This is a genomic window from Paenibacillus sp. YAF4_2, from assembly GCF_052113225.1.
Lineage (GTDB): Bacteria > Bacillota > Bacilli > Paenibacillales > Paenibacillaceae > Pristimantibacillus.
The window spans coordinates 138,948-151,992 of sequence record NZ_JBFRCT010000006.1 but is presented as its reverse complement, the minus strand read 5'-3'; the positions used below and the strand labels follow the sequence as shown (position 1 = coordinate 151,992).

At 47.7% G+C, this 13,045-nt stretch carries 11 protein-coding genes; 5 read left to right on the top strand and 6 right to left on the bottom strand.

What is annotated here, in order from left to right:
- The first annotated feature begins 130 nt into the window (after positions 1–130).
- Positions 131–1,135, top strand: a complete 1,005-nt coding sequence (locus tag AB4Y93_RS15835; RefSeq protein WP_441893937.1) for a M23 family metallopeptidase — start codon at positions 131–133, stop codon at positions 1,133–1,135.
- A gap of 56 nt (positions 1,136–1,191) precedes the next feature.
- Here the strand turns inward: AB4Y93_RS15835 and yunB are convergent, their stop codons facing one another.
- Together yunB and AB4Y93_RS15825 are read right to left on the bottom strand one after the other, a co-directional pair.
- On the bottom strand, positions 1,192–2,322 hold the full coding sequence (gene yunB / locus AB4Y93_RS15830) for a sporulation protein YunB (protein WP_441893543.1): 1,131 nt from the start codon (positions 2,320–2,322) through the stop codon (positions 1,192–1,194).
- Positions 2,323–2,623: 301 nt separating this feature from the next.
- Positions 2,624–3,103 carry a nucleoside deaminase gene (locus AB4Y93_RS15825; RefSeq protein WP_167281944.1) on the bottom strand — a complete coding sequence of 160 codons (480 nt, stop codon included), beginning with the start codon at positions 3,101–3,103 and terminating at the stop codon, positions 2,624–2,626.
- A gap of 195 nt (positions 3,104–3,298) precedes the next feature.
- Here AB4Y93_RS15825 and AB4Y93_RS15820 point away from each other — a divergent pair, with 195 nt between their 5' ends.
- The gene (locus tag AB4Y93_RS15820; RefSeq protein ID WP_441893541.1) at positions 3,299–3,784 is read left to right on the top strand and encodes a hypothetical protein; all 486 of its coding nucleotides are present in this window, start codon (positions 3,299–3,301) and stop codon (positions 3,782–3,784) included.
- A gap of 950 nt (positions 3,785–4,734) precedes the next feature.
- Here AB4Y93_RS15820 and AB4Y93_RS15815 read toward each other — a convergent pair.
- The 3 genes from AB4Y93_RS15815 to AB4Y93_RS15805 form a co-directional block, all read right to left on the bottom strand.
- Positions 4,735–6,579 carry an LTA synthase family protein gene (locus tag AB4Y93_RS15815; protein ID WP_441893935.1) on the bottom strand — a complete coding sequence of 615 codons (1,845 nt, stop codon included), beginning with the start codon at positions 6,577–6,579 and terminating at the stop codon, positions 4,735–4,737.
- Positions 6,580–6,866: 287 nt separating this feature from the next.
- Positions 6,867–8,957 (bottom strand): YhgE/Pip family protein, encoded by a 2,091-nt coding sequence (locus AB4Y93_RS15810; RefSeq protein WP_441893539.1) that lies wholly within the window; start codon positions 8,955–8,957, stop codon positions 6,867–6,869.
- A 91-nt stretch (positions 8,958–9,048) separates the two neighbouring features.
- Positions 9,049–9,648 (bottom strand): TetR/AcrR family transcriptional regulator, encoded by a 600-nt coding sequence (locus tag AB4Y93_RS15805; protein WP_441893537.1) that lies wholly within the window; start codon positions 9,646–9,648, stop codon positions 9,049–9,051.
- A gap of 186 nt (positions 9,649–9,834) precedes the next feature.
- On the opposite strand from AB4Y93_RS15805, the gene AB4Y93_RS15800 reads away from it, so the two are divergent.
- Positions 9,835–10,008, top strand: coding sequence for a hypothetical protein (locus AB4Y93_RS15800; protein ID WP_441893535.1), 174 nt, complete (start codon positions 9,835–9,837; stop codon positions 10,006–10,008).
- A gap of 10 nt (positions 10,009–10,018) precedes the next feature.
- Here AB4Y93_RS15800 and AB4Y93_RS15795 read toward each other — a convergent pair whose 3' ends face one another.
- Positions 10,019–11,056 (bottom strand): substrate-binding domain-containing protein, encoded by a 1,038-nt coding sequence (locus AB4Y93_RS15795; protein WP_441893533.1) that lies wholly within the window; start codon positions 11,054–11,056, stop codon positions 10,019–10,021.
- Positions 11,057–11,158: 102 nt separating this feature from the next.
- Here AB4Y93_RS15795 and manA point away from each other — a divergent pair, with 102 nt between their 5' ends.
- Together manA and AB4Y93_RS15785 are read left to right on the top strand one after the other, a co-directional pair.
- Positions 11,159–12,106, top strand: coding sequence for a mannose-6-phosphate isomerase, class I (gene manA / locus AB4Y93_RS15790; protein WP_441893531.1), 948 nt, complete (start codon positions 11,159–11,161; stop codon positions 12,104–12,106).
- Positions 12,107–12,130: 24 nt separating this feature from the next.
- The gene (locus AB4Y93_RS15785) at positions 12,131–13,009 is read left to right on the top strand and encodes an ROK family protein (RefSeq protein ID WP_441893529.1); all 879 of its coding nucleotides are present in this window, start codon (positions 12,131–12,133) and stop codon (positions 13,007–13,009) included.
- The last annotated feature ends 36 nt before the right edge of the window (positions 13,010–13,045 follow it).

Sequence of the window (13,045 nt, the reverse complement as noted above, 5' to 3'; positions counted from 1 at the left end):
GTTTATTATAGCATAGTTCGGATAAAATCCAATGATTTGCAAAACATAACGAATATTGCTTCGAGCTTGTGAAAGGGTGGAACGATTGAAACCAACTATTTCTATTATTACAGCTGCCGTTGTCGCTTCCATGCTTATGACCGGGCAATTATGCTACGCAGATCAGAACGTTAGCAAAGCTGAACCAGCCAATACGCAATCTTCTAACGTGGACATTGATCCTATGGTTAGCAGACAGCAGCTGTACGATCGGCTAAGTGTCATGACTGGTATTCCATGGTACCGCCTTGCTGCTGTTGATCAATACGAACGAACGTTGTCAAAAGCTCGTCCGAAAGCCCGTCCGCAGCTCGGCAGTGTCGTTGGTGTCTTCATTGATGAGGAGTTGTGGGCTGGAGCATTGAATCCAAATCCAACCGATAATTCACCGGCATCCATTCAATGGTTCAACGGTGTTGGCCGCGATGGCGACGGTGACGGCTTCGCTGACCGTTCAAGTGATCTAGATCTGCTGTTTTCCGTCGCGACACGACTTCTGCAATATGGCGGATCAACAGAGGATGATTTCTCCATCGGCTTATGGGAATATTATCATAACAGCAGAGCCGTGCAGCGCATTCAGCAGTTCTCAAGCATTTATGCCGCTTTTGGACGCCTGGATCTGTATGACCATGCTTTCCCGGTTCCGGTTGGAACCAATTATTCTTACAGAAGCACTTGGGGAAATGCCCGCGGCTGGGGAGGAAGGCGGACCCATGAGGGAACAGATATTTTTGCTAATTACGGAATTCCTGTTCGAAGCACCTGCTTTGGAGTAGTAGAAGTGAAGGGCTGGAATCCCTATGGGGGCTGGCGGATCGGCATTCGGGATTTGAACAATTATTATCACTATTACGCTCATCTGTCAGGCTTTGATAAGACGGTCGGAATCGGTACCATTGTAAAGCCGGGCCAAACGATCGGATGGGTCGGCAGCTCAGGCTACGGAAAACCGGGAACGCAAGGCAAATTCCCTCCTCATCTGCATTACGGAGTTTACAGGGATCGAGGCCTTATCGAATGGGCATTTGATCCTTATCCGCTGCTGAGACGTTGGGAGCAGGATGAGCGGCGCAGGTTAAAATCAAACCATTAGAAGGGGCGATCCCTAAAGTCTGATTAGACTTTGAGGGACGCCCCTTTATTTTCGCTTCACTCACCGCCAGCATTACCGGCATTGGCATTACTTGCGTTATTAGCGGAGTTACTATCCTTACTCGAAGGAAGCGGAGAATTAGTCGAATCCAGCTGTTCCTTGAGCATACTTCCATCTGAAGGCTGGGTAACCCCTGCACCTTTTGACATCGGCAGAGATATATTTGGTGCATTCGGTGCAGATTCTCCAACAGCCTTGCCTTCATTATCGTAGTAATACATCGGCACATCACCAACAACCAGTAAGTAAGAGATCGGAATTTCGGTTTCTACAATCTGAGGGTCGGTCTCAAACGGAACGATAATAGCAACCTCGGATACGATATGAATGTAGACTTCAATCAAGATCATATTGATGCCCGCATTCGTCTGACGTGTATTCAGATCTACTTTCACCGCTCCAACCGGCTCGAACTTCACAGGAATACGTGGACCATAAGTCGAGATCAGTGCGCTGCCAAGTGCATTACCGACTGGAATATGCTCAGGAATCTCCTTGAGCTCGTCAAGAGTAGCCTGTACGGTTTTAATCGTTTCCGACCGGATCTTTGTATGCTCCGCATAGTTCAGCATAAAGCCGGATACTTTTCCGTTGCTGTTCATTTTCCAATCAATTAACTTTTCGAAGTCGGCATTGTTTACGACCTCATTCGTAGTAGCCTTATTAATAGCCTGCGTGGCCACCTGCTTAATACGAAGCTGAGCTACCTTCATGAGCGGTGGACGCATATGTTTGTCGATGTAAACAAGGGATTGGATCGTTCCGAACAAAAGGACAAGGATGGTCACAATAATCCACATTTTCGTATTCCGCTTTCGTGGCTTCAGCCTTGCACCTCCACTGTCAGAGGAGCGGATGTTCATCGTCTTTATTGACTTTATCGCCTTTGCCGATGACCTTACCGGACGTTTACGAGGCTGCCACATCCCGCCCCAGCTTGCGGCAGGCTTCGGTTTACGTGAATGCCACTTGCGTTGTCCCCACGGCTTCGGATTGCTGCTTGAGGTGGAGATTTTACTGCCCCAACTGACCCGCTTCACCTTGGCGAATGGTCGATTAGACCATAATTGCTCCCGGCTCAGGCCAAGCGATCGAAGCAGCCATCCCCTTCGTCCCCATTTCGTCACGTTCCATCGCCTCCTAAAAAGAATTGCCACACAAACGGCCTCGTATCGGCCATTTGTGGAAATTCTTGCTTCGTAAGCATAGTCCAAAGAATTGCCACACAAAGGGCCTCGTATCGGCCATTTGTGGAAATTCTTGCTTCGTAAGCATAGTCCAAAGAATTGCCACACAAACGGCCTCTTATCGGCCATTTGTGGAAATTCTTGCTTTGCGCAAGCACAGTCCCTAATCCAGGTCCTGTACCTCTACATGCTTATGCGAAGCTAGGACAAAAAAGACGACCTCCCGTTATTCCAAGATCAGTTACTCCCAATATCCTCTATGAACTTCCACGACCTCTTCCTCCAGCTCGGGGAATGGACCAATAACTTCGATCGGCTTCTGCCCTTTGTCAAAAATATCTCGGCACGGCAGATTAAACGTTGGATTCTGTTCATGATCTCCAGTCAGCTTCAGAAGTGCTTCTTCTGTAGCTGCGTAAACCACTTTACCTACATTCCCCCAGTAGATGGCACCTGAGCACATCGCACATGGTTCAAACGTGGTGTACAGCGTGTAATTCCACAAATCATGATGCGAGAATTGATGCGACGCTTTTTCCATCAGAGCTGTTTCGGCGTGACCGGTACAACGTTTTTCCGTAAGCTCTACATTCTCCTGCTCCAAAACAATCTCACCCTGCTCATTCACAAGAATAGCGCCAAATGGCGTATTACCGTTCTCTCTGGATTTGCGGGATACCTCAATACAATATTTCAAATAGTACGTATGATCATGTTTCATGCGCTTCTCGCTCCTCTCGTTTCCCTTATCATAGTGACATTAATCGGATGAGTAAACGAGCTTAGCTTAAACTTTGTGGCGGCGACTAATGAGTCGTTTTTTCTTTAGTTCCCGCGCACAGTCCGGATCTGCTTCGTAAGAAGCTTCGCTTATGCTATAATAGCCGAAGCACATTGGGGAAAGATGGAGGATGTTATGTTAACTTTTGAAGAAAAACTCACGATTATCGAATCGTTCCCGGAGCTGGAGCGATCTGATGTATCGCTTGGACGTGTGAACTTCCAGTTCGAGAACAGCTTATATGACCGGAAAAATGTTGTGTACCATTTGCACCCGAACGGAAACGGTTTTGTATATGCCGGATTGCTTCGCAATTTTAATCAGGATGATAAAGGCATGATCAATATCCGCGACTATAGTGAGATACAGCTCCGTACGCTGCTTCGCCAATCGATCGACTCGTTGTCGGTTCGTGAGGAAGAGCCTGCACCAAAACCGTCGCGTAACCGGAAAAAGAAAGATCAGCTGTGGATCAATGAGGACAATGAGAGTCTCGTTGTCAAATGGGAAGATGATATGTGGTACGTCTACGCAGGAATGAACCTTGAAATGGCGTTTGAGACGCATAAAGAGGTAGAGGCGTATATGGAAGAGGAAGGGTTTAGTCGGGAGATCGGGTAAATGGTGCGGAGGGGCAGTGGGGGATTGCGGAAAGTATCTCCTTCCAGTCGCTGTTGTCATTCTGAATTTTGAATTTACTCGTATAGCGAGAATTCAGAATGACAAAGGCGAGCGCTTAAAGCTTTCAGAAAGAAAGCTACTTCGAAAGCATACGCTCCGCTCTTCCAGGAGATACATTTCCTCCACCCCCACCCTCCTCCGACTAAGTGAAGGAAGCAGAAAAGGGCAGCCCATTCAATCTGGGCTGCCCTTTTAATATCTAAATTAGTTTTAGAACCCTCAACTCAGCATTAAATCGCTTTTTCCTTGCTACAGCGCTCGGTTGGCCACCAAATCGAGGCCATTAAGTCGGTTTTTCCTTGCTACAGCGCTCGGTTGGCAGCACGAGGATGTGAATCGAAGCCATTAAGTCGCTTTTCCCGTACTACAGCGCTCGGCTGACTACTCTAGGGGCGAATAGAGGTCATTAAGTCGGTTTTTCCTTGCTACAGCGCTCGGTTGACCGCACCAGGCGGCGAATCGAGGCCATTAAGTCGCTTTTTCCTTGTTACAGCGCTCGGTTGACCGTACCAGGCGGCGAATAGAGGTCATTAAGTCGGTTTTTCCTTGTTACAGCGCTCAGTTGGCCACTCCGGATGGCGAATCGAGGCCATTAAGTCGCTTTTTCCGTACTACAGCACTGCCGAAACAAAATAATGCTGTCTTGAATATGCCTAAAAAAAGGGCAGCCAAATTACTGGCTGCCCATACTGTTCATAAAATATATTGTTGGAGGAATAGAGGAAATGGAACTCCTGGAGGAGTTCGCCTTTGCTCACACTTTGCAACAGCCTAGAACATTGTTCAGGCAAAGTGCGAGCAACAGCGACCGTAAGGAGATCCATTTCTGTCATGACGAACCTACGATATATCCCGTCATTTCCGTCATGACGAACTACAATATCCCCCTCCTATGGCGCTCTTTTCGGGAGCTGCTGCACGTATTCGTCCGAAAGGCTCATCAGCTTCATGATATAGTCATAATCGCTGCGGTATTGGGAGAAATCGTTGACTGGCTGCATAGTCTCGAGTGAATATGCTGTGCCATCATCGAAGCCTTTGCCTGGGACAAATAGGATATCGTTATTGAAGAATGATCCTGTTGGCAAGTAGTAACGCATCCCGAACACGTTATGGTCCGTGTTGAGCAGGTCATGCCCAAATGCCACGACACCTTCATCTGCCGGCTTAACGCCAAGCAGGTTCGCCAAGGTTGGCATAATATCGAGCTGTCCTCCCGGCTGATCAACGACCTGACCGCTGCTTTGACCAGGTACATGGATGATCAACGGAATATTGAAACGACTGAGCCGGTCATCATAATGAATGCCAAGCTGCTCACTGATTTGTTCAGCACTCGCTTTATCCGGCTGCAGACCAAAGTGATCGCCATATGCGACAAGAAGAGTATCATCCCACATACCGTTTGCTTTTAGCTTATCAATTAGTGTGCCAAGTGCATAGTCCGTGTAATGGATGGCTTGCAAATAGTTGCCAAGCTGCGTCCCTTCCATCTCTGCCGGTAACGTTAATGGAGCACGGTCCTGCGGCACCTGGAATGGGAAGTGGCTGGATACCGTCACCATCTGCGCGTAGAATGGCTTGTTCTGCTCATGTAAAGCTTGCAGCTTCTCGACAGCCACCCGATACAATTCTTCATCCGATGCGCCAAATTCGTTAAAATGATCATTCGTATAATAAGGCTTATCATAATAATGATCGAAATGAATGGCAGGGTACAGCTTATTACGATCCCAGAAAGCAACATCATTCACATGGAAAGTATCTGCTTCATAACCTCTGCTTTGCAGCATACGCGGCATACTCGGCAGCTCCCGGTTGCCGTACCCGGTGGACATCGCAATCTCTCCAGTCGGGTAGATCGAAGTGTTCGACATAAACTCGGCATCCGATGTGTTGCCTTGACCAATCTGCTGATAAACATGAGGGAAGTAATAGCTCTCATCAGCCAGCTTATTCAGCACTGGCGTCAGCTCCGTTCCCCCTAGGGACAGATGAAGCGGAAAGTTTTGAAAAGCTTCCATCTGAACCACAATCACATTTTTCCCTTGTGCACTCCCGAATTGAATCGCCGGCTGCTCCGGCTGGTCTTTATAGGAATAGGAAGACATCAGAGCTTCAATCTCGGCTTTTGTCTCCTCAATATTGCCGCTGCTCGCCACCGCTTTCTCTGATTGGTTTTCCCAAGCGGCTGCGGCCTGATACCCGATAAAGCCAAGCCCCTCGGCTTGCTCCAGCTCATTCGGAATATCATTTCCCGCATATACGATCGTTCCCGATACAGCGATACATACCAGCAAACCCCCAAGCACGATGCGCGCATGACCAATTCTTTTCCGCCCTGTAACACGGTTTCCTCTCACCATACGAACGATATATAAGATTGCTAGAATTACAAGATCGAGAAAATAAAGATAATAGACGCGCTTAATAAGCGACTCTACGCTATCCTGAATTTGATTGACTTGATCGAGTGCTTTCAACGCTGTATAAGTCGGCACAGAGCCGTAATAACTGAAATAAACGGTTGATGCAAACAGCAGCACAGATACAATTAAATTCACGGCCCAGTATGCGATCCCTCTCCATCTTGCAGCGGTAACAAGCTCCACGATGAACAATAGGCCAAGCCAAGCGGCTGCGTCAGCCAGCAGTCCGTCCCACTGTAGTTCCCCAAACAAGAAGACCCGGAACAGGACGGATTTGATCAGCAAAAGCCCAAAAATCCATATCATCGGCGAACGCTGGTAATCATCTTTGTAAAACGATAACAATGTAATCACTCCTCAAGCGTAAACGGCTGCGCCGTCCTTAGGAGGAGCAGCATACGTTTCGCGGGTGAAATATAAGCGCAGTATAGAGTAAATTTATACTTTCTTATATTTTAAGAAAAAAAGAAGCCGTCAAATGACGGCCACTTTCAATGCATCTCTACTATTCTATTTATATTAACCGATTTACTAGTAAGAGAAAAGGGGAGGAGGATGCATGTTCCATGTCAATTAATAGCTGGCATCCCAGCTTACGCTGCTGGCTGAATGTTGTCAGCAGGCTTTTTCGACTGACGCATAAAGTACAAGAAGGTCAATGCCAGGAACACGATAGCAAACGATCCCAGGACAAGCATCTGCTCACGCATGAGCACATAATCGCCGCTGGCAATAATCGTCTTGAAGCCGGTAATCGCATGGGTCATCGGCAGCCATGGATTCAGCTTCTGCATCCAATCCGGCAGAAGTTCAAGCGGGAACGTCCCCGCACTGGAGGTCAGCTGGAAGATCATCAGCAGCACGACCAGGAATCGGCCAGGATTATCCAGCCATGTGACAAGCGCTTGAATAATAAAGGTGTAAGCAAGACTTGTCAGAATGGTAAATAGAACAAAGAGCGGTACGCTCGTCACTTCAATCTTCAGTCCATAAAGCAGAACAGCATCCGCGATTAAGGACTGCAACAGGCTTATGGTTACATAAGTCAAAGTACTGCTTAAGAAGCGGCCCATTGGCGATGCTCCCAATGTGTACGATTCCCGAACCGAGAATACGGTTGTATAAACAAGAGCCCCCATAAACAGCGCTAGTGACAAGAAGTACGGTGCAATACCAAGTCCATAATGATCCAGTTTATGGTCCGTATTTTCCTTCACTACAACAGGCTCCGCAAACATATTAACAATGTTGTCGCCATCCTTAATACTGCCCGTCTCAGCTGCAGCATCATTAAGCTTTGTTGCAAGCTCGCCTGAACCATTCACGAGCTGCTCCGAGCCGTCTTTCAGTTGTCCCGCGCCTTGATTCAACTGCTTTGAACCGTCGGCAATTCCATCTACACCGCCAGACAGCTGGCCAAGTCCCTCTTTTAACTGGGCAGCACCGGTGTTAGCCGCTTTTGCACCATCAGCAAGGTTAGCTGCTCCAGTACCAGCTTCCTTCAGCTTCCCTCCAAAAGTCACCATCCCAGCGGCAAGTTTGTCTTGCCCTTCACTTAATTGAGCTGCTCCGGCATATAGCTGATCCTGGCCTTGCGCCAGCTTGCTGCTTCCGGCAAGCAGCTGACCCTGCCCTTCCTGAAGCTGTGCGCTGCCTGCCGCAACCTGCTTGCTTGCTGCAAGCAGCTGTTTCAGCGACTCATTCTCCTGCAGCTCTGGTGTTGTCTCCATCAGCTGCTCAAGTCCTTTAGCCACCTCAGCAGCACCAGCTGCTACTTGACTGCTTGCTGCGGAGGAAGCCGTCAATCCTTGCTTCAGCTCTGCTGCACCATCCTTAGAAGACTTCAATCCTTGAGCTAACTGAGCTGTTCCAGTCTTAGACTCTGCAACCCCGTCTTCGAGCTTCTGCTCAGCTGCCGTTAATTGACTCAATCCGCCAGCTAGCCCTGCTGCGCCTGATGACAATTGGCTTGTGCCTTGATTCAAGCTAGCCGCTCCGTCATACAGCTTTGATACGCCGCCACTAAGCTCGGACGTACCGCTTGCTAATTTGTTCAGGTTCTCTTTCAGCGTAACCAAACCGTCTTCCAGCTTGCCCGCGCCATCCTTCAATTCCGTTGCGCCTTCTCCTGCTTGGCCAAGACCATCGGAGATCGTTCCGACCTGGTCGAACATACTGCGCGTATAGGCTTCCGTAATTTGTGCGTTCAGCTTTGACTTCAATTCTTTCATGGCGCTGTTACCAATCTGTCCGGCAACAAAGTTATACTCGCTGTTCGGTTCGAAGATTAGTTCGGCTTGAACAGGATTATCCTGCGTTAAAGTCGCTGCATTTTCCGAGAAATTGCTTGGTACAGTAATGGTCATATAATAATCGTTATGCTCCATCCCATCCTTCGCCTGTTCCTCATTTACAAAATCCCACTTGAAATTATCACTTTTCTTCAATTCCTCGACAAAATCTTCCCCGACATTCATCGTTTTCCCTTCGTAATCGGCACCTTGGTCAAGGTTAACAACGGCAACAGGCAGCTTGCTCGTCTGGCCATAAGGGTCCATTGAACCGTCAATCAGAATACTGCTGTACAGCATCGGAAGCAATGCGACGCCAAGAAAAGAGAGCAGCAGCATCCTTTTCGTCATAAGAGTTTTCATGTCTCTGAAGAAAACTTGAATCGGTCTCATACTCACACATCCTTCTTTCCATTGAATAAATGACTAAATTCGTATTTCGGTCATTTTGAACCAAAAAAACAGCCCTTATCAGGCTGGAATTTTACAAGGATCTAGCTTCTTTCATAATACCTTGCGTGATGAGCATTGCGATGTTCTCCTTAATTTGTTCTTTGGTCAACGGCTCGCTATGTGACTTGTTCCATTCCGTAGCCAGACCAAGGTACAAACGGAAAATCATATAGGAAGTGATTGTCGTATCACACTCCCGTACTTCGCCCTTCTCAATGGCCAAATCAAGCCTCTGCTTCAAAAACTCAAGTCCAAACTGCTCCATCCGCCGAATTCCTTCCAGCGCCTGGACAGTACCGATATCCCGAACCTCTTGGGCCAGCTTCACGAACAGTTCATGATCCGAACGAAACTCCAGGATAGAATCAAGCAGGTTGAACACACTATGAATAAAGGATATTTGGCTATCGTCTTTCGCAAACCCGCAGTTCATCGCTTCCTTCAATTCAATCTCAGCCTTGTTCAGAATCGCTTCGAACAGTTCTTCCTTCGTCTTGAAAAAAGTATAGATCGTGCCTTTCCCTACGCTTGCGATCTTGGACACCAAATCCATTGTTGTCGCCTTATAGCCAAATTGTGCAAACGACTGCGTCGCTGCTTTCAATATTAACGCTTTGCGGTCAACGGACATGCTTCTTCTCTCCTTTCGTTCTTGATCATGAGCCTTATAAAAATGACCAAAAATCATTTTTAGTCAATTAGTCATGACTTATTTATAGCATAACAAAGATCAGAAGATCAAGTATAAATTTTCCACTCTCCCATGGTACAATCAACGTACATTTCATCTCATGGAAGCACCGGAGGATCAGGAACTATGAATAACGGCTTTGATCTTATGATTACCATTATCCCCATCATTACTGTTTTAGGATTCGTCATCGTCATTGGAACAATTGTATATAAACGTTCAATAAAGGACTCGGCTTCCACCAGCATTGTATCCAAACAAACGGACGTGCAGCAAAATCCCCATAACCATGATGAATAACAATTCGTTACTAGGCTAACACCCTGACAGAACCACCATTACGCAGGACTGGCGCAGCACTGCAGCGCATAGCAGGATAATCAGGATGCCGGAGCATTTGGCCAAGCATCTCAACTGCCGCAGTGCACAGCGCGTTTTTATTTACTGCCATCGTCGTAAGCGGTGGATTGGACTCCGCCGACATCGCAAGCCCGTCGAATCCAATAACCGAAACATCCCCAGGAATATTTACGCCCCTCTTCTCTAGCTCTTTCATCAGCAATAAGGCAATCCTATCATTCCCGCAAAAGACGGCTGTTGGATATTCTACTTCCTTGAACCGGTCGCAATAAGCCGATAATTCCTCCTGCGTCCGGCTGAAGCCTTCCGACTCGAGCAGGCACAAGGCAAAATCAGGCTGAAGCTTGTACTGCAGCATCGCTTTCGTATACCCGAACCACCGCTCCTCATGACTAGTTGTCAAATGAATTGGCGCGATACAGCCGATTCGCTGATGTCCAGCTAGTATCAATGAAGTGACCGCTTCACAAGCTCCTTCAATATTAGCTGAAGTAACTGCCGGCGTATCGAGCTCCCGATAGTAGGAATCAAAGAGCAGCATTGGCTTCGTAGAAGTCTGTTGTACTTTTTCGATATATTCCTTCTCTAATATGCCAAAGGCAATAATGCCCTGATAATCAATATGCTGCACGAGCTCAGGTAGGATTCTGTCTTGTTCCTGTGCATGGCTGATCCGTACAATAACCGCACTATAGCCTTCCTCCTGCAGACGACCATCGAGTCCCCAAATCAAATCATGATAAAACAAAAAATGCTCGTTATCCGCATGGCTCATCACCCGCTCTGGTACGAGAACAAGAATTGGAGCACTAATGGATGAGTGGCCGGTATCTACAGAGTAGCCAACCTCCTGTGCAGTCTGGATAACAAGCTGCCTCAGATCTTCCCCGATTCCTTTCTTATTAGATAGCGCTAATGAGACGGCATTACGTGAAATGCCCAGCTTGTCGGCAATGGTCTGCATCGAAATTTTTTTTGGTCTCGGCATTCTTCTACTTCCCCTGTTCCTATGTTATAATCAATTTACTTTACAAATATTTATTTTGTCAAGTTTAGTAAAGTTGTATTCGATAACTTGGAGGGATTAAGATTGGCGAATCAACCCATTTTCCTGGAACCAGTATTTCAAGAACGCATTTGGGGCGGCAAGCAATTAAGAGATCAGTTTAATTACGATATTCCATCAGACCGTACTGGAGAATGCTGGGCAGTGTCCGCTCATCCGAATGGACAAAGTATTGTTCATAACGGACCATATAAAGGACTAAAGCTTGGAGAGTTATGGGATCAGCAGCCGCAGCTGTTTGGCTCGAGCGCTGTTAAATTCCCATTGTTGACTAAAATTCTAGATGCCTCGGATGATCTGTCCGTTCAGGTTCATCCCGATGACGCTTATGCATTGGTCAACGAGAACGGCGAGCTTGGCAAAACCGAATGCTGGTACATTCTTGGCTGTGAGCCTGGAGCTGAAATTATTTATGGTCATCATGCGGCTTCCAAGGAACAGTTCAAGCAAATGGTCGATGCAGGAGAATGGGAGAAGCTGCTCACTCGTGTAACGGTGAAGCAAGGCGATTTCTTCTATGTTCCTAGCGGAACGCTTCATGCCCTAGGCAAAGGTATTCAAGTACTCGAGACGCAGCAAAGCTCGGATACGACTTACCGCATCTACGATTATGACCGGACTGACGATAAAGGAGCTAAACGTGAGCTGCACTTGGACAAAGGTATTGAAGTAACAACGGTGCCTCATGTCGATGCCAAAGCATCCTCTACCATTGAAACCGTTGGTGCCACAGAAGTAACGACTTTGGTATCCAACAACTTCTTTACGGTTCAAAAGTGGACAGCTGACGGAGAGTCCAATTTCCCAGCTCCAGCGAAATTCACGATCTGCAGTGTGATCGAAGGCAGCGGAGAATTGGCTAATGAAACCGGCAGCTATCCGCTGGTCAAAGGCGACCACTTCATCCTTCCACTTGGCTTCGGGGAATTTACGCTCCGTGGCAAGCTTGAACTTATTATTTCACATGAGTAACAACCACTAGAGGAGGCGACAAACTTGCGTATTGGGGCAATTGAAGCAGGCGGAACCAAATTTGTATGCGGCATTGGCAACGAACATGGCGAGATTGAAGAGCGCATCAGCTTACCTACTGAACATCCGGAGTCAACCCTTCGTGAGGTATTGAACTACTTCCGCGATAAGAATGTTGAAGCCATTGGGATTGGCACCTTTGGACCAATCGATATTGATCCTTCCAGTCCAACTTATGGATTTGTCACCACAACTCCAAAGCCAGGCTGGTCTGGCTTTGATTTTCTCGGGACAATGAAACGTGAACTGCCTGTTCCTTACGGCTGGGATACAGATGTGAATGCTGCAGCATTTGGTGAAGCCAAGTGGGGAGCTGCTAAAGGGCTGAACAGCTGCCTTTATTACACCGTTGGCACAGGGATTGGTGTTGGTGTGTACACCGAAGGCAAACTTGTCCATGGTCTGCTTCATCCGGAAGGCGGCCATGTCATCACCCGCAGACATCCGGAAGATACATTCGCTGGCTGCTGTCCTTATCATGGTGACTGCCTGGAAGGAATGGCTGCAGGTCCAGCGCTTGGACAACGCTGGGGCGTGAAAGGTGATGAGCTGACAAAGAATCATCCGGCATGGCAAATGGAAGCCTTCTATCTTGGCCAAGCTTTATCCAGCGCCATTTTGCTGCTATCCCCGAAGAAAGTTATCCTTGGCGGAGGCGTTATGCATCAAGAGCAGCTGTTCCCTCTGATCCGCGCGGAAGTACAGAAGAACTTGAATGGCTATGCTTCGCATGAAGCACTCCGCGAAGGTATTGACTCTTACATTGTTCCGCCAGGACTTGGCGACAACGCCGGCTTATGCGGATCGATCGCGCTTGGCATCGACGCGTTAGAGAAGCAATAATAGATAGAAAGGCCTTCCCCGGTGTCATTGAACTCG